General features: G+C 64.3%; 17 protein-coding genes and 1 other RNA gene. 9 read left to right on the top strand and 9 right to left on the bottom strand.

Features of this window, described 5'->3' with window-relative positions; genetic code table 11:
• Positions 1-144: 144 nt before the first annotated feature.
• From LXM94_RS00220 to LXM94_RS00230, 3 genes are read left to right on the top strand one after another with little or no spacing between them, the layout of a single operon-like run.
• A complete protein-coding gene (locus LXM94_RS00220; RefSeq protein ID WP_235769214.1) occupies positions 145-1,365 on the top strand; it encodes an NAD-dependent epimerase/dehydratase family protein in 1,221 nt (406 codons plus the stop codon).
• A complete protein-coding gene (locus tag LXM94_RS00225) occupies positions 1,362-2,225 on the top strand; it encodes a glycosyltransferase (protein ID WP_235769132.1) in 864 nt (287 codons plus the stop codon). The genes LXM94_RS00220 and LXM94_RS00225 overlap by 4 nt, the downstream gene beginning before the upstream one ends.
• Positions 2,222-3,157, top strand: coding sequence for an NAD-dependent epimerase/dehydratase family protein (locus tag LXM94_RS00230; RefSeq protein ID WP_235769133.1), 936 nt, complete (start codon positions 2,222-2,224; stop codon positions 3,155-3,157). Before LXM94_RS00225 ends, LXM94_RS00230 begins: the two co-directional genes overlap by 4 nt.
• Positions 3,158-3,193: 36 nt before the next feature.
• Here the strand turns inward: LXM94_RS00230 and LXM94_RS00235 are convergent, their stop codons facing one another.
• The 4 genes from LXM94_RS00235 to tkt all read right to left on the bottom strand — a co-directional run bounded on the left by LXM94_RS00235 (position 3,194) and on the right by tkt (position 8,030).
• Complete coding sequence (locus LXM94_RS00235) at positions 3,194-4,393, bottom strand: phosphoglycerate kinase (protein ID WP_235769134.1); 1,200 nt, start codon at positions 4,391-4,393, stop codon at positions 3,194-3,196.
• 12 nt (positions 4,394-4,405) lie between these two features.
• A complete protein-coding gene (locus LXM94_RS00240) occupies positions 4,406-4,969 on the bottom strand; it encodes a putative glycolipid-binding domain-containing protein (RefSeq protein WP_235769135.1) in 564 nt (187 codons plus the stop codon).
• Between the two features lie 4 nt (positions 4,970-4,973).
• Complete coding sequence (gene gap / locus LXM94_RS00245) at positions 4,974-5,975, bottom strand: type I glyceraldehyde-3-phosphate dehydrogenase (RefSeq protein WP_235769136.1); 1,002 nt, start codon at positions 5,973-5,975, stop codon at positions 4,974-4,976.
• Positions 5,976-6,047: 72 nt separating this feature from the next.
• Positions 6,048-8,030, bottom strand: coding sequence for a transketolase (gene tkt, locus LXM94_RS00250; protein ID WP_235769137.1), 1,983 nt, complete (start codon positions 8,028-8,030; stop codon positions 6,048-6,050).
• 331 nt (positions 8,031-8,361) lie between these two features.
• Between tkt and LXM94_RS00255 the strand changes: the two genes are divergently transcribed.
• Positions 8,362-8,634 carry a DUF4164 domain-containing protein gene (locus LXM94_RS00255; protein WP_235769138.1) on the top strand — a complete coding sequence of 91 codons (273 nt, stop codon included), beginning with the start codon at positions 8,362-8,364 and terminating at the stop codon, positions 8,632-8,634.
• 43 nt (positions 8,635-8,677) lie between these two features.
• The gene (locus LXM94_RS00260) at positions 8,678-9,049 is read left to right on the top strand and encodes a cell division protein ZapA (protein ID WP_235769139.1); all 372 of its coding nucleotides are present in this window, start codon (positions 8,678-8,680) and stop codon (positions 9,047-9,049) included.
• A gap of 47 nt (positions 9,050-9,096) precedes the next feature.
• On the opposite strand, the gene LXM94_RS00265 is transcribed toward LXM94_RS00260, so the two are convergent.
• On the bottom strand, positions 9,097-10,386 hold the full coding sequence (locus tag LXM94_RS00265; protein ID WP_329605571.1) for a peroxidase family protein: 1,290 nt from the start codon (positions 10,384-10,386) through the stop codon (positions 9,097-9,099).
• A gap of 98 nt (positions 10,387-10,484) precedes the next feature.
• Entirely contained in the window at positions 10,485-10,736 is a 252-nt protein-coding gene (locus tag LXM94_RS00270; RefSeq protein ID WP_235769140.1) for a hypothetical protein, read from the bottom strand.
• A gap of 212 nt (positions 10,737-10,948) precedes the next feature.
• Here LXM94_RS00270 and ssrS point away from each other — a divergent pair.
• A non-coding RNA gene (gene ssrS / locus LXM94_RS00275) (6S RNA) lies at positions 10,949-11,106 on the top strand.
• A 163-nt stretch (positions 11,107-11,269) separates the two neighbouring features.
• On the opposite strand, the gene tal is transcribed toward ssrS, so the two are convergent.
• Positions 11,270-12,232 (bottom strand): transaldolase, encoded by a 963-nt coding sequence (gene tal / locus LXM94_RS00280; RefSeq protein WP_235769141.1) that lies wholly within the window; start codon positions 12,230-12,232, stop codon positions 11,270-11,272.
• A 307-nt stretch (positions 12,233-12,539) separates the two neighbouring features.
• Here tal and LXM94_RS00285 point away from each other — a divergent pair, with 307 nt between their 5' ends.
• Entirely contained in the window at positions 12,540-13,523 is a 984-nt protein-coding gene (locus LXM94_RS00285; protein WP_235769142.1) for a sugar-binding transcriptional regulator, read from the top strand.
• 9 nt (positions 13,524-13,532) lie between these two features.
• Here LXM94_RS00285 and LXM94_RS00290 read toward each other — a convergent pair whose 3' ends face one another.
• Positions 13,533-13,805 (bottom strand): helix-turn-helix transcriptional regulator, encoded by a 273-nt coding sequence (locus LXM94_RS00290; RefSeq protein WP_235769143.1) that lies wholly within the window; start codon positions 13,803-13,805, stop codon positions 13,533-13,535.
• 246 nt (positions 13,806-14,051) lie between these two features.
• On the opposite strand from LXM94_RS00290, the gene LXM94_RS00295 reads away from it, so the two are divergent.
• Positions 14,052-14,645 (top strand): 5-formyltetrahydrofolate cyclo-ligase, encoded by a 594-nt coding sequence (locus LXM94_RS00295; RefSeq protein ID WP_235769144.1) that lies wholly within the window; start codon positions 14,052-14,054, stop codon positions 14,643-14,645.
• Positions 14,645-15,466, top strand: a complete 822-nt coding sequence (locus LXM94_RS00300; RefSeq protein WP_235769145.1) for a TIGR00282 family metallophosphoesterase — start codon at positions 14,645-14,647, stop codon at positions 15,464-15,466. Before LXM94_RS00295 ends, LXM94_RS00300 begins: the two co-directional genes overlap by 1 nt.
• Positions 15,467-15,586: 120 nt before the next feature.
• Here LXM94_RS00300 and LXM94_RS00305 read toward each other — a convergent pair whose 3' ends face one another.
• Positions 15,587-15,835, bottom strand: a complete 249-nt coding sequence (locus LXM94_RS00305; RefSeq protein ID WP_235769146.1) for a DUF2735 domain-containing protein — start codon at positions 15,833-15,835, stop codon at positions 15,587-15,589.
• Positions 15,836-16,044: the final 209 nt, after the last annotated feature.

A 16,044-nucleotide genomic window follows, 5' to 3' on the forward strand; every position in this document is an offset into this window, starting at 1 on the left:
TCCCTGGCCGCCCGCGGCGGACCCTGCATTCGGCGGGTTCTGTGGACGAGCGGGCGGCAAATTGCAAGGGTTGCACTGCTGTCACAATTCATCACTATCACGACCGCAGTCCTAATCCACGGGGAGAGTCGCATGCAGGCGCCGATGAAGATCGCAGTCCTTGGAGGAGATGGCTTCGTCGGCTGGCCGACGTCGCTGCACCTTTCCGCCGCAGGCCACGAGATCCATATCCTCGACAATCTTTCCCGCCGCTGGATCGACACCGAGCTCGGCGTGCAGTCGCTGACGCCGATGGACTCGATCCAGGAGCGGACCCGGATCTGGCACGAGCAGACCGGACGGCGCATCCACTTCCACCTGATCGACCTCGCGCGCGACTACGAGCTGTTGAAGAACTGGCTGCGCGCGGAAAAGCCCGATGCCGTCATCCATTTCGCCGAACAGCGCGCGGCGCCCTATTCGATGAAGAGCGACCGTCACAAGAACTATACGGTCAACAACAACGTCAACGCGACCCACAATCTGCTGAACGCCCTGGTCGAGACCGGCGTCGACGCGCATCTCGTGCATCTCGGCACGATGGGCGTCTATGGTTATTCGACCGTCGGCGCGGCGATCCCCGAGGGTTATCTGCCGGTCGGCATCGGGACGATGGACGGCCGGACGGTAAGCCAGGAGATCCTCTACCCGTCCAATCCGGGTTCGATCTACCACATGACCAAGTGCCTCGATCAACTGCTCTTCCAGTTCTACGCCAAGAACGACGGGCTCCGCGTCACGGACCTTCACCAGGGCATCGTCTGGGGCACGCATACCGAACAGACACGGCTGCACCCGCAGCTCATCAACCGCTTCGATTATGACGGCGACTACGGCACCGTGCTCAACCGCTTCCTGATCCAGGCGGCGATCGGCTACCCGCTCACCGTGCACGGCACCGGCGGCCAGACCCGCGCCTTCATCCACATCCAGGACTCGGTGCGCTGCATCGAGCTGGCGCTCGGCAATCCACCCGCCCGCGGCGCAAGGGTCGAGATCTTCAACCAGATGACGGAGACCCATCGCATCCGCGACCTCGCCGAACTGGTGGCGGGCCTGACGGGTTCGGACATCGCCTGGCTGCCCAACCCGCGCAAGGAAGCGGCGGAAAACGACCTCGTCGTCGAGAACGACAAGTTCCGCGCCCTCGGCCTCGATCCGATCACGCTCGGCGCCGGCCTGCTCTCGGAGATCGTCGATGTGGCGAAGAAATTCGCCTATCGCGTCGACCGGTCGCGCGTGCCGGCCGTCTCGGCCTGGACCCGCGACATCGCCGCCACGATCAACCACGATCCGGAAGGCCGGAGGCTCAAATCGGTCTCATGACACCGCTTGCGGATCCCGACGAGGGGCTGAGGCGCCAGGGTGCTGCGCGCTCGCGGGCGGCCTATGTGACGCTCGTGACCAATGCCGACTATGTCAAGGGCGCCGTCGCACTCGCGCGCTCGCTGAAGCATAGCGGCACGACTGCCGATGTCGTGATGCTTCACACCGCGGCGATCAGCATCGCCGAACGCCTGATGCTGGGCAGCCTCGGCTGCCGGCTCGTCGAGGCGGACCACCTGCCGCTCTCCGATGCCTTCAACGCGCGGCACGCGCGCCGGCAGCTTCACGACACGGCCCCGTTCACCAAGGGCCGCAAGCCGGACTTCCACACGCCGCTCGACAACTTCATCAAGCTTCGGCTCTGGCAGCTCGTCGAATACGAGACCTGCGTCTTCCTCGACGCCGACGCGCTCGTGCTGCGCAATATCGACAAGCTGTTCCGCTACCCGGAATTCTCCGCAGCGCCGAATGTCTACGAGAGCCTCGCCGACTTCCACCGGCTGAATTCCGGCGTCTTCGTCGCCCGTCCGTCGGTCGCGACCTTCGAGGCCATGCTGAACCGGCTCGATACGCCGGATGTCTTCTGGAAGCGCACCGACCAGACGTTCCTCGAAAGCTTCTTCCCGGATTGGCACGGCCTGCCTGTCTTCATGAACATGCTGCAATATGTCTGGTTCACCATGCCGGCGCTGTGGGACTGGAAGAGCATCCACGTGCTGCACTATCAATACGAGAAGCCTTGGGAAGCGAACCATCCGAAAGCAGACAAGCTGATGCCTCTGATCGCGCTCTGGCACGCCTTCCACGAAGGAAAGCGCATCCCGGACCTGTCGACACTCACCAATCCGGAGCCCGCATGACGCGGGTGCTCGTTTCGGGCGGGACCGGCTATGTCGGCCGCTTCGTGGTCGAGCACCTCCTGGCACGCGGCTACAGGGTCGCCGTCGGCGGCAGGACCCCGCCCTTCGACGGCTTCTTCTCCGCGCCGGTCTCCTTCGTGCCGCTACGCCTCGATCCGGAAGCGGACCAGATCGACGCCTTCGAGAACGTCTACTACTTCGTGCACGCCGCCTTCGCCCACGCGCCGGGCCGCTATCGCGGCGGGGAAGGCGACGATCCGGACGGCTTCCGCCGCGCCAATCTCGGCGGCAGTGTGCGGCTCTTCGAGGCGGCGCGAGACGCGGGCGTCAGGCGCTGCGTCTTCCTGTCGAGCCGTGCGGCCTACGGCTCCCGGGTTCCGGGCGGCGCGCTTACCGAGGAGATGATGCCGCGGCCGGATACGCTTTACGGCCGGGTGAAGCTCGATACCGAACGCAGCCTGCAGGCACTCTGCAGCCATGCCTTCGTCACCGCCTCACTGCGCGTCACCGGCGTCTACGGGCCGGCCGGCCCCGGCCGGCGGGACAAATGGGCGGACATGATCGAAGGCTACCTTGCCGGCGAAAGCACCACGCCGCGGGCCGGCACCGAGGTGCACGGCGACGACGTTGCCGCGGCGGTGCGGCTCATGCTGGAGACGGATTCGCTGCGGGTAAACGGCGAGACATTCAACGTCTCGGACATCCTGACGGACCGCCACGAGATCCTGTCGATCGTGCGCGCAGCGACGCACTGTCCGCACGACCTGCCGCCGGAGGCCGATCGCGCGAGTCTCGAGGCCATGTCAACCGACAAGCTCGCGGCACTCGGATGGATTCCCGGCGGGACGACAAGGCTGCGCGAAACAGTCAAGGCGATGGCGCAGGCCGCGGCAGGCAGCCGGACGCGCCGGCAATCGGCCGACACGCCCTGACGCAAGGCGGTCCGCAGGCCGAAACCCGCGCCCGGCTCAGTTCTTGTGGTTCAGAATATCGACACCCGGCAGCGGCTTGCCTTCCATCCACTCCAGGAACGCGCCGCCGGCGGTCGAGACATAGGTGAAATCATCGGCGACACCGGCATGGTTCAGCGCTGCGACCGTGTCGCCGCCGCCTGCGACCGAGACGAGCCTGCCGGCCCGGGTCTCGTCGGCGGCATGTCTGGCCGCCGACACCGTGGCCGCGTCGAAGGGCGTGATTTCGAAGGCACCGAGCGGGCCATTCCAGACAAGGGTTGCCGCACGCGAAATCCAGTCGTTGACGGCTTCGACGGACTTCGGCCCGACGTCGAGCATCATCGCATCGGCGGGAATCGCACTGACGGGCACCGTCTCGTTCTCGGCCCCCGCCTTGAACTCGCGGGCAACGACACCGTCATCCGGAAGCACGATAGCGCAGCCCGATGACGCGGCTTCGATCATGATCTGCTTGGCGGTGTCGGCGAGATCATGCTCGCAGAGCGACTTGCCGACATCGGTGCCGCGCGCCGCGAGGAAGGTGTTCGCCATGCCGCCGCCGATGACCAGCGCGTCGACCTTCTTTACGAGATTCATCAGAAGATCGATCTTGGTCGAGACCTTGGCGCCGCCGACGATGGCGACGACCGGACGCGCCGGGTTGCCGAGGCCCTTTTCGAGGGCTTCGAGTTCGGCCTGCATCGTGCGGCCTGCATAGGCCGGCAGAAGATGAGCGAGGCCTTCGGTCGAGGCGTGCGCGCGATGCGCGGCCGAGAAGGCGTCGTTGACGAAGATGTCGCCGTTCTCGGCCAGCGCCGCGGCGAAGTCCGGCGTGTTCGTCTCCTCGCCCTTGTGGAAGCGGGTGTTTTCGAGAAGCAGGATGTCGCCGTCGTTCATCGCGGCGACGGCCGCTGCCGCCTTCTCGCCGATGCAGTCGGCCGCAAAGTACACGCGCGCGTCGAGCACCTGTTCCACCGCGGGCGCGATGAGGCCGAGCGACTGGTCGGCGACGGGCTCGCCTTTCGGCCGGCCGAAATGGGCAAGCAGAATGACCTTGGCGCCTTTGCCCGACAGTTCGAGGATGGTCGGCGCGACGCGCTCGATGCGGGTCAGATCCGTCACTTTGCCGTCCTTGACGGGCACGTTCAGGTCGACGCGCACCAGCACGCGCTTGCCGGCGATATCGGTGAGGTCGTCGAGGGTCTTGAAGGTCATGGGTGTCTCCCGTCAAAGTCTTTGGCAGAGTGTGGGATAGTCAGTCACGAGTCCGTCCTCGTCCACCGGCAGTTCGGCACGGAATGCACCGTCCTCGGCCTCGTAGAGATAGCGGCGTGCCGGGACAAGGCAGGTATAGAGCTGGCCGTCCACGACGGGCTCCAGCGTGTCGAAGGGAATGTAGAGCATCCGCAGCCGGGCTGTCCCCTGCGACGGGTCGAGATTCAGGCGGCGGATCGGCAATGTGTTGGTGAAGGGCGATCCCGACAGGTCGATGTCGATGCAGCCGTCGAATTCGGGACGCGGCGTACCGTCGGGACTGCGCCAGTGCCCGTCCCCGTCCGACGCCAGCGCCAGCTGCCGCCCGGTCGTGTCCTTCAGAAGGAGCGAACGAACCCGCCAGCCGCTGTCGCAATCGATCCGGTAGGACACGCCGTAGGACGCCGCGTCCCGTTCGCCGATGGCGACGCCTTCGGCCCGAACACCGCCGTCGACCGTCCGCACGGTCAGGTGTTCCAGCCCCTCCCCCTGAAGCGGACGCCAGCGCACCGTCTTGAGGGAAAGGGGCCTGAACATCGGTTTAGATCAGCTTGCCCATGGCAACCGCGGTGTCGGACATGCGGTTGGAGAAGCCCCATTCGTTGTCGTACCACGACAGGATCCGCACGAGGTTGCCGTCGAGAACCTTGGTCTGGTCGGCGGCGAAGTTGGACGAATGGCTGTCGTGGTTGAAGTCGACCGAGACGAGCGGGCCGGTGACGTAGTCGAGGATACCCTTCAGTTCGCCTTCGGCGGCGGCCTTGATGGCGGCGTTGACTTCGTCTGCCGTGACGTTGCGCTTCGGCACGAACTTCAGGTCGACGACCGAGACGTTCGGGGTCGGCACGCGGATCGCCGAACCGTCGAGCTTGCCCTTCAGCTGCGGCAGCACAAGGCCGACGGCCTTGGCGGCACCCGTCGATGTCGGGATCATCGAGAGCGCCGCGGCGCGGGCGCGGTAAAGATCCTTGTGCATCGTGTCGAGCGTCGGCTGGTCACCCGTATAGGAGTGAACCGTCGTCATGTAGCCCTTCTCGATGCCGAAGGCCTTGTCGAGCACGTAGGCGACAGGCGCCAGGCAGTTCGTCGTGCAGGACGCGTTCGAGATGACGAGGTCGTCCTTGGTCAGCGTGTCGTGGTTGACGCCGAAGACGATCGTCTTGTCGGCATTGTCGCACGGTGCCGAGACGATAACGCGCTTCGAGCCGTTCGACAGGTGGGCGGCCGCCTTGTCGCGGGTGGTGAAGAGGCCCGTGCATTCGAGCGCGATGTCGACGTCGCTCCAGGGCAGTTCCTTGGGGTCGCGGATCGCGGTCACGCGCATCGGGCCGCGGCCGACGTCAATCGTGTCGCCGGAGACGGTGACGGTGCCGGGGAACTTGCCGTGGACGGAATCGTAGCGCACCAGATGGGCGTTGGTCTCGACCGGGCCGAGGTCGTTCAGCGCGACGACCTCGATGTCGGTGCGGCCGGATTCGATGATGGCGCGCAGCACGTTGCGGCCGATGCGGCCAAAACCGTTGATGGCAACTTTCACAGTCATTGCGGGTCTCTCCCTGTCAAAGATTGATTGTCGAGATGGTGCGGCGCGCCCGGACGGCGCGCCGGTGCGGGATCAGGCGAGCTTCGCCTCGGCGGCCGCCACGACAGCCTCCGGCGTGATGCCGAAATGCTTGTAGAGCTCCTTGTAGGGGCCGGAGGCGCCGAAGGAGGACATGCCGATGAAGACACCGTCGGCGCCGATGAAATGATCCCAGCCCTGGCGGATGCCGGCCTCGACGGCAATCCTGACCGGCGAACTGCCGATGATCGCCTTCTGATAGGCGTCCGGCTGCTCGGCGAAGAGCTCGAAGCAGGGAACGGAAACGACACGGGTCGAAATGCCCTTTGCCGTCAGCGCCTGGCACGCCTTGACCGCAATCTCCACTTCCGAGCCGGTCGCAAAGATCGTCACCTTGGCATCGGAGGCCGAGATCAGGTCATAGGCGCCCCTGGCGCAGAGATTGTTCTCCTCGTACTCGGTGCGCACCGCCATCAGGTTCTGGCGCGTCAGCGCGATGCCGGACGGGCGGTGCTTGTTCTCAAGCGCAAGCTGCCAGCATTCGACTGTCTCCGTCGCGTCCGCCGGGCGGAACATCAGCAGGTTCGGGATGGCACGCAGCGCCGCCATGTGCTCGACCGGCTGGTGCGTCGGGCCGTCCTCGCCGAGGCCGATGGAATCGTGGGTCAGCACGTGGATGACGCGGATGCCCATCAGCGCAGCGAGCCGGATCGACGGACGGCAGTAGTCCGAGAAGATCAGGAAGCCGCCGGAATAGGGAATGAGGCCGCCGTGCAGCGCCATGCCGTTCATCGCCGCCGCCATGCCGTGCTCACGCACGCCGTAGTGGATGTAGCGGCCGGAAAAGTCGGTCGGCGTGATCGATGCCGTCTGGCTGGTCTTCGTGTTGTTGGAGCCGGTCAGGTCGGCCGAGCCGCCGATCGTCTCCTTGAGCACGCCGTTGATGACTTCCAGCGCGTCCTCGGAGGCCTTGCGGGTCGCCGGCGACGGCCTGGTTTCGGCAAGCTTCTTCTTGTAGGCGGAAATCGCCGGGCTCAGACTGCCTTCGAGATCGCCGGCGAAGCGGCGGATGAACTGCGCCCTCTTCTCGGCCTCGGTCTTCTCGAGGCGCTCGTCCCACTCCTTGTGGACCTTGTTTGAGCGCAGGCCGGCAAGCCGCCAGGCATCGAGCACGTCGGAGGGCACGCTGAAGGCCTCGGCCTCCCAGTTGAGCGCCTTGCGGGTAGCGGCGATTTCCTCGGCGCCGAGCGGCGAGCCGTGGACCTTGTGCGTCCCGGCCTTGTTCGGCGCGCCGAAGCCGATCGTCGTCTTGCAGGCGATCATGGTCGGCTTGTCGGATTTCTGAGCCATCTCGATCGCCGCAGCGATGGCGTCCGGATCATGGCCGTCGACGGCGATCGTGTTCCAGTTGCAGGCACGGAAGCGCGCATGTTGGTCGGTCGAGTCGGCGATCGAGATCGGCCCGTCGATGGAGATGTTGTTGTCGTCCCAGAAGACGATGAGCTTGTTGAGCTTGAGGTGACCCGCAAGGGCGATCGCTTCCTGGCTGATGCCCTCCATGAGGCAGCCGTCGCCGACGATCACATAGGTATAGTGGTCGACGAGATCGGCACCGAATTCGTCGCGCAGCTTCCGCTCGGCGATCGCCATGCCGACGGAGTTGGCGATACCCTGGCCGAGCGGACCGGTGGTCGTCTCGATGCCGGCGGCATGGCCGTATTCCGGGTGGCCCGCGGTCTTCGAGCCGAGCTGGCGGAAGTTCTTGATCTCGTCGATCGTTATGTCTTCGTAACCGGTCAGATAAAGCAGCGAATAGAGCAGCATGGAACCGTGCCCGGCAGACAGCACGAAGCGGTCGCGGTTCGGCCAGGACGGGTCCTTCGGATCGAAGGTCATGAAGCGGGTGAAGAGGACCGTTGCGATGTCCGCGGCGCCCATCGGAAGGCCGGGGTGGCCGGAATTTGCCTTCTCCACGGCATCCATGGAGAGGAAGCGAATTGCATTCGCCATCCGGTCGTGTTTTTCGCGAGAGATCATGACTGTTCCGTATAAATTCGGGGTGTCAGGGCCGATGCCGTCGAGCACCGGTTAGGAAGCGGCTGACACATAGCAGGTGGATCGCCGGAGTCAACGAATTCGGCGGTTTCAGCGGGCTTTCCGGGCTTATTTGCGACGCATTTCACGGGCATTCGCACGGCGGAGAAACACGAGTGGCCGGGCCGGCGCGGTCCCCATCCACAGGTCAGTCAACGCCGCACTTTTCACGCTGTTGACGCTTGAAGGGACCGGCGAATACTGTCTTCTGCGTGAGACATGCGACGCGCGGGGCGATTCGCGTGCGGGGTCCGGTCACCGGGCCGAAGGCGTTATGGCGGCGAACGAGAAAGTGACGATGGCGATCGAGGAATTGCGCCGGGCGATCAGCAGCCTGGACAATGCGCTCGACCTGCGTTTCGACAGGGAGCGGGATTACGGCGAGGTGGAAGGCGAAGTTCGCCGGGTCAACACCGACCGCTCGCGCCTCGCCCAGGAACTGGACCAGTCCGAATTCCGCGCCAACCGGCTCGAGGAGGTCAACCGCGAGGTCTCGCGCCGCCTCGTGACGGCCATGGAGACGATCCGCGCGGTGCTCGACCGCTAGGCAACGCCGACAATCCTCATCAATCGAACGAATTGAGACAGACATGGCACAGGTGACGGTGACGATCGACGGCAAGGCCTATCGGATGGCCTGCGAGGAAGGACAGGAAGACCACCTGACGGAACTCGCGGCCGACTTCGACCGCTATGTATCGCACTTGAAGGGGCAGTTCGGCGAGATCGGCGACCTGCGGCTGACGGTCATGGCCGGGATCATGGTGACGGACGAATTGTCCGACGTGCGCCGCCGCCTTGCCACCCTTGAAAAGGAGGTCGAGGCGCTTCGGAGCGGCCGCGACAGCGTGCTTGCTGAGGCATCCAAGGGTGAAGAGACGATCGTCGTCGCGCTCGGCGAACTGACCGCGCAGATCCAGGGCATGGCGGCGAAACTGTCGGGCAAGACGACGGTCAATTGAGATTGCTGTGCCGGGCCGTGCGACGCCGGGCACAGCAAATGCCATCATTAGACTGTCAACCGGTCCCTGGGCTTGACGGGTTCGGCACAGCTCCCCCCTTCGGGATAGACTCCCGCTGCGAAGAGGAAGGCCTCGATGGAACCAATGCGGAAGCGGCCGCCCTTCAGGGGGACCTCGATACCCTCCTTGGTGATACTGCGGGCGATTCCGTACTGGTTGATGTAGCTGTTCTGGTCTTTTTTCAGCAACCCGATGATACATTCGGCTACGATCCGACTTCCAACCACGCCAAGCGTTTCGCCGCCTGTCTGGATCGCGGCCTCGCGCAGCACGTAGTACCAGAGCGGCGTACGCGACAGGAAGCCGCCATCGGTCAGGACCGCCACGATGTCATCGTCCTCGCCTCTACAGATTTCCTCCGGGTTGAGCGGAATGATGCCGCAGGCCGCAGCGACGGCCTGGCCCGTCGGTATGCTCAGTGACAGAGCCCGCAGGAGATTGCGTTGCGCAAGATGCGCCATCACCGAATTTCCTTTCACGAAAGGCAGGAGATTGAGCTCGTCGGCGATCAGCGTGTCGATTCTTCGCGCGAAATTGACGGCCTTCGGCCCGAAGAAATGCTTCCAATCCACAGTGAATTTCCGCTCGAGAGCAAAGGCATTCGGTCCATCGGACAGCCTAGCGAGAATGTCTGGCGGCATTGGACGATTCGCCACCGAAACACCGAGGATCTGGCGAATCGTCAATTCGCCATCGCGCAGGCGATACTCCGGCCGGATCATCGAATGGCCGAAACGGAAAGCCGCTACGGAGAATTCGAGTGGCATGAACAGAGGCAGCCCGCCGGCGACGGAGCCATAGAAAGAAGGGCCGTTGCGTAGAACGTCGGAAACCACGTCCTCGTGACAGACTGTTTTCAGGTATATCTCGCCAACGAGATACTGATAGGTCCACCGCACGAGCTGACGAGCGCGCACGAACGCGGCGGCTCCCGTCACCTTGCCTTTGCTTTCGGTCTTGAGGCCGTCCATCACGGCGTTGTGGAAAGCGAGAAAGGCTGCATGCAACTGGCTGATGTTGATGTTTTCGTCGTTGCGCGCATCGGCGATCAATGCGGCACGCTCGTTTGACCTATGGCTGTTGGTCGATGATCGCGGTCTCGGCAGGTCGTGGGTCGGGCCGACATCCTGCAGCCGGAACTTATAGTCGGCCTCGTAGAGCGCCTGCGCGGCGGTCGCGGCACCGTTCGCGCCGGCGATCAGTCCCGGCCCGTCACCGTAAAGGCTGTCGAGATCGAGTTGCGGCCGGCGACCGTTTTTCAGAGTGGCGGCGACCACTTGCGGGTCCTGCGCCACGACCGGCAGGGCGCCGCCGTCCGGCGCAAAGATTTCGCTCGTCGGCGTTTCCCGATCCGTGCGGGCGGTCAGGTCGTGATCTATGAACTGGCCGAATAGGTGAAGAAAGACGAGCTTCGCGAGTCCTTCTTGCGCTTCCTGCCTGTTCCGGAGCCCTTGTCGGCCGCCATGGCCGCGCCGAGGGCGATCAGGCTGCGCGTCGTATCCTGACCTTCCGGCAATCGACAGCTCGCGGACGCCGCCAGGTCGGGAAACATGTATCCGAACGGCGTTGAGAACAGGATTTCCTCAGTGTCGGAAACGCCACCTGTATGAGAGATATGCTTCAACATCACATTTCCTCTCTCGGTCGTTTACTACCGCATACGTCCATATCATATGCAACCCTTGATCGCATTATAAATTTTCTGCAAATGGAAGGAGCGCGATGCATCGTTCCGGCACTGTTGCGGTTGCAAGAAGCCGGCGAACAGTACGAAGCGGTCTTGGGGGATGGCGCCGTTTCCTACTGGCAACGGACCCGGTTTCGTCCTATATCTGATCTTGCGGTCTGCGCTTCCCGATAGGAACAACAATCCCTGGGGCCATACGCGATCCAAGGGAGTTGTCCCTGACCGGACCCGTGGGTTCGGACACACGACGCCCACCTACATTAGTAGGCACCCAGGATCGTAAAACTCCATCGGTCGTTGCGGATCGCACTTTTCCTTTGCTGCTCGCCTGCAGCACCATTCAATCCCCTTGGCGATCGCATACGCCGCCGGCTCGCCTCCCGGCCCGGGCGGCTGATGCAGCTGGCGGAAGAACCCGAATGCAAACGGCCGCCCGGAGGCGGCCGTGACTGATCGCGTCAGACGATGGCGGATCAGGCTGCAGCCTTCATTTCCTTGTCGATCATCGCCCGCAGTGCACCGAGGTCCTTCGCGAAGGCGCGGATGCCTTCGGACAGCTTCTCGGTCGCCATCGCGTCCTCGTTCAGCATCCAGCGGAAGGCCTTCTCGTCGACCTTGACCGGGGCGACCCTGGCGAATTTTTCCGGCGAGAGCTTGCGTTCCAGCGTGCCTTCGGCCGCATCGAGTTCCTCCAGCAGCGCCGGGCTGATCGTCAGGCGGTCGCAACCGGCGAGTGCCTCGATTTCGCCGGTGTTGCGGAAGGAGGCACCCATGACGATCGTCTTGATGCCGTTCGACTTGTAATAGTCGTAGATTGCGCGGACCGACAGGACGCCCGGGTCCTCTTCGGCCGTGAAGGTCTTGCCGCTCGCCTTGACGTGCCAGTCGAGGATGCGGCCGACGAAGGGTGAGATGAGGAAGACGCCGGCATCGGCGCAGGCGATCGCCTGAGCCTTGTTGAAGAGAAGCGTCAGGTTGCAGTCGATGCCCTCCTTCTGGAGGACTTCCGCCGCGCGGATACCTTCCCAGGTGGAGGCAAGTTTGATGAGAATGCGCTCGCGGCCGATGCCGCGATCCTCGTAGGCCCTGATGATCTGGCGGCCCTTGTCGATCGAGGCTTCCGTGTCGAAGGAAAGGTCGGCATCGACCTCCGTCGACACGCGGCCGGGCACGAGCGCGGCAAGGGCTGCGCCGACAGAAATCGCGAGGCGATCGGCGACGGCGCCGACGACGCCCTCGCGGTTGCCGCCCTGTGACTGGCCCCAGCGGAGCGCTTCGGCGACCGTATCGCCGAACATCGGGGTGCCGAGCGCCTTGAGGACGATCGTCGGGTTGGTCGTGCAGTCGACCGGCTTCAGGCGGCGGACCGCTTCGATATCGCCGGTATCGGCGACCACCGTCGTCATCTGCCGCAATTGTTCGAGTTTGGAGGTCATGTTGGCAATCCCGTTCCTGTTCGCGACGGCGTCGTTCCATGCAGGAACGCCCGCGTCTTCCTCCTGTTCCAAAATGCCCGGAGAACGTCGCGGTCGGCGTGCTTCCTGTTCCGCCACCGCGCCCGCTCCAATACGCTTCCCCGCCCGCGGAGACCGCAGACGGGAACGGGCGGACTATCACTGCGGCACCGCTGGAAAGTCAAGCACTTTTGTACAATCACATAAACATATGTCGCGTTTTGCATTTCGTGGTATGACCCTGCAGGTGCCCCGGCGGGGCGGTGCCGGATTGCAGAGGTAATGACCAGTGGCGAAACTTCGACGCGGAATCCACAACGCCTATTCCGAAAGTGCGTCGCTCCGGCTGCGCGCCGCCTGGCTCTACTACAACCAGGGCATGACGCAGAAGGATGTCGCCGAAAAGCTCGGCATCAGCCGCAGCACGGTGATCCGCATGCTCGATGAGGCCGTGAAACGCAGCGAGGTGCAGATCTGGATCAACGAGGGCATCGGCGACTGCGTCGAGCTCGCGCTCGGCGTCGAACGGGCCTATGGCCTCGACGAGGCGATTGTCGTTCCGTCCGCCGACAGCGCCGACGGAACGGCAAAGAGCGTCGGTCTCGCGCTCGGACAGTTTCTGACGGAGGTGATACCGGACGACTGCACGATCGGAGTCGGCTGGGGCCGAACGCTGACCGCCTCGCTCGCGAGCTTCCGGCCCGCCCGCCGCGAAAGGGTGAAGGTCGTCTCGCTCCTCGGCGGCGTGGTCGAGGCGCATCACATCAACCCGATCGAATACACCTGGCGGCTGGCGAGCCAGCTCGGTGCCGAATGTTACCTGTTCCTCGCCCCGCTTCTCGTCGACAGCCGCGAGACGAAGCGCAGCCTGATCGAGAAGTGTGGCCTGAGGACGCTGTTCGAACGGGCGGAGAATATGGACATCGCGGTCGTCAGTTGCGGCGACATCAGCGCCACGTCGAGTTCGCTGTCGCGCGACTTCATCGCGCCAGACGACCTCAGGGAACTGGTGGCGGCCGGCTGCGTCTGCGACACGATGTGCAACTTCCTTGATGCAGAGGGCCGCACCATCGACCATCCGATCCGCGATCGCGTCATGTCGATCGACCTCGACACCGTGAAGAAGGCGCGGCACATCGTGCTCGTCTCCGGCGGCGCCCATCGCGCGGCCGCCATCCGCGCGACCATCCGGCGCGTCGGCTGCAACACGCTGATCACCGATGAGGGGGCAGCCCGCGCGATGCTGGCGCTGGCCGAGGTGAAGGCGGCCTGAGCCTTGCCCTCAAAGCAATCCGAAACGCGCCGCCCGGGTGATCGCGCCCGTGATGTTGCGCGCATCGAGTTTCTCGGTGGCGCTTTTCAACGCCTCGGCGACGCGCAGCAGTGCGACGTCCGTCGCAAGCACGATCTCCGCCGGCGTCCTGCCTTCGGCCGTCAGCGCGAGGCATCGATGTTCCAGGGCGGTGAGGACGGGAGGCTGCGGTCGATCCGGACCACCGGTGGGAGTCTGTGTCGTCATGGCGCCGCGATAATGGCATTCCGCCGCCGTGCCCACTGAGAAGTCGCGCTATGGTTTACGGGCTTCGTCCTTCCCGGCCCCGATCCGCGCCGCAACGCTGCGGTGCCGCGAGCATCGCGCCGCCCGGGCGCCCGTTTCGATTTGATACAGCCGAAGGCGGCGGACGCGCTGCGCGGTGCCGTGACCCGTGTCGCAAATGCCTGCCCGTGACGACCGCCAGGCGGTTGCCGGCATGCCGCGTCGCCGCTATGGAACGACAATGCAAACGGACGGGGCGACGACGTGACACCGAAGGAGATGAAGGCAGCGCTGCGCAACGAGCGGCTGGCGCTGCGCGATGCGATGGGCACGGAAACCCGCATCGAGGCAAGCCTTGCGATGGCCGAGCATGCTGGCGATCGCCTCGCCTTCGCGCCCGGCACCGTCATCTCCGGCTTCTCGCCGATCCGCTCGGAGGCCGACATTCGCCCGCTCATGGCGCGGCTCGCCGAACGCGGCGCGCGGCTTTGCCTGCCGGTGGTGCTCGACCGCGAGACGATCGTCTTCCGCGAACTGGTGCGCGGCGCGGCGCTGGTGCGGACCGGCTTCGGCACCACGGGGCCGGGACCGGACGCCGCCGTGCTCGATCCCTCGATCCTCTTCGTTCCGCTTTCCGCCTTCGACACCGCCGGACATCGCATCGGCTACGGCGCCGGCCACTACGACCGGGCGATCGACCGGCTACGCGCAAAGGGTCTCGCGCCGAAACTCGTCGGCATTGCCTTCGACTGCCAGGAAGTGGCATCAGTACCGGCCGAACCGCATGACGTGGCGCTCGACGCGATGCTCACCGAAAGCGGCTTCAGGGTGTTCAACGAGGCGGACTGGCTTAGCTGATGCGATTTCTCTTTCTGGGCGACATGGTGGGCAAGACCGGGCGGACCGCCGTATGGCAGCGGCTGCCGGGACTGATCGGTGACCTGAAACTCGACTTCGTCGTCGTCAACGGCGAGAACGCGGCCGGCGGCTTCGGCATCACCGAAGACATCTTCCTGGAGACGATCAATGCCGGCGCCGATGTGGTGACGACGGGCAACCACGTCTGGGACCAGAAGGAGGCGGTCACCTTCGCTGGACGCCACGACCAGTTCCTTCGTCCAGCCAACTATCCTGCCGGCACGCCGGGCCGCGGCTCCAACCTCTACTTCGCCCGCAACGGCGCGCGCGTGCTCGTCGCCAATGTGATGGGCCGCGTCTTCATGCATCCGGAACTGGACGATCCCTTTACGAGCGTCGAGGCGATCCTCGCGTCCTGCCCGCTCGGCGAACAGGCCGATGCCGTCATCTTCGACTTCCATGCGGAGGCGACGAGCGAGAAGCAGTGTTTCGGTCATTTCGTCGATGGCCGGGCGAGCGTCGTGGTCGGGACTCATACCCATGTGCCGACCGCCGACTGCCAGATCCTCAACGGCGGTACGGGGTACATGTCGGACGCCGGCATGTGCGGCGACTACGATTCCTCCCTTGGCATGGACAAGGAGGAGCCGCTCAACCGCTTCATCTCGAAAATGCCGAAGGGTCGCTTCGAGGCGGCAAGCGGCCCGGCAACCATCTGCGGCTTGTGCGTGGAGATTTCCGATCGGACCGGACTGGCGGAGAAGATCGCACCGCTGCGGCTGGGGCCACGCCTGGCGGAAACGCTGCCCGCCTTCTGGTAGGGCGGCACGGGCCAGGCCGCCGATCCTGCCATTTGCCCTTTAAGAGGCAGCGTCCGCGAACACGCCTGTGACGCCTGCCCAAATAATGCGCCGGCTGTGGATTTCCGGCCTTTTTGCCCCTCAGTCCAGCGGGCGAAGCACCGGGTTTGCGACGGCGGGCTTGTCCGCCTCGCGGATCGCGTCGGAGTGATACCAGCAGCTATCCAGCGCCGCCGCACAGACATCGGGAATTGCGCGCTCCCGCTCCTCCATTGCGCTAAAGCGCGATTTTTTCAGCGGAAACGGGATGATCTGTGCTGATTCGCGATAAAAACCGACTCGCATTCGTATCGCCTCCTTCAAGGTTCGAGGTTTTGCTTCACCTTTCAATATAGCAACTCTGCACAGTAATTGCTCTATTTGCCGAAAAAAATATCAGAGCGTGGCGACTTACCGGGCAAAAGCAACGCAACGAAGAGGTTAACTTTTATGCATATGTCTAAATTTTAGTCTATAATTTCGGCTGCCCGAACCGCGACACGGTAACCGGCATCCGAGAAACGACCTCCCGGCTTGCCGGTTCCAAAAATGTCCGGAAA

Source organism: Rhizobium alarense, assembly GCF_021555155.1.
Classification (GTDB): Bacteria; Pseudomonadota; Alphaproteobacteria; order Rhizobiales; family Rhizobiaceae; genus Rhizobium_D; species Rhizobium_D alarense.

Excerpts from the sequence above, each read along its gene's own strand:
- LXM94_RS00240 (WP_235769135.1), bottom strand. The coding sequence starts at position 4,969 with ATGTTCAGGCCCCTTTCCCTCAAGACGGTGCGCTGGCGTCCGCTTCAG.
- LXM94_RS00270 (WP_235769140.1), bottom strand. The coding sequence starts at position 10,736 with ATGTTGAAGCATATCTCTCATACAGGTGGCGTTTCCGACACTGAGGAA.
- LXM94_RS00255 (WP_235769138.1), top strand. The coding sequence starts at position 8,362 with ATGGCGGCGAACGAGAAAGTGACGATGGCGATCGAGGAATTGCGCCGG.
- LXM94_RS00235 (WP_235769134.1), bottom strand. The coding sequence starts at position 4,393 with ATGACCTTCAAGACCCTCGACGACCTCACCGATATCGCCGGCAAGCGC.
- tal (WP_235769141.1), bottom strand. The coding sequence starts at position 12,232 with ATGACCTCCAAACTCGAACAATTGCGGCAGATGACGACGGTGGTCGCC.
- gap (WP_235769136.1), bottom strand. The coding sequence starts at position 5,975 with ATGACTGTGAAAGTTGCCATCAACGGTTTTGGCCGCATCGGCCGCAAC.
- LXM94_RS00220 (WP_235769214.1), top strand. The coding sequence starts at position 145 with ATGAAGATCGCAGTCCTTGGAGGAGATGGCTTCGTCGGCTGGCCGACG.
- tkt (WP_235769137.1), bottom strand. The coding sequence starts at position 8,030 with ATGATCTCTCGCGAAAAACACGACCGGATGGCGAATGCAATTCGCTTC.
- LXM94_RS00300 (WP_235769145.1), top strand. The coding sequence starts at position 14,645 with ATGCGATTTCTCTTTCTGGGCGACATGGTGGGCAAGACCGGGCGGACC.
- LXM94_RS00225 (WP_235769132.1), top strand. The coding sequence starts at position 1,362 with ATGACACCGCTTGCGGATCCCGACGAGGGGCTGAGGCGCCAGGGTGCT.
- LXM94_RS00260 (WP_235769139.1), top strand. The coding sequence starts at position 8,678 with ATGGCACAGGTGACGGTGACGATCGACGGCAAGGCCTATCGGATGGCC.
- LXM94_RS00230 (WP_235769133.1), top strand. The coding sequence starts at position 2,222 with ATGACGCGGGTGCTCGTTTCGGGCGGGACCGGCTATGTCGGCCGCTTC.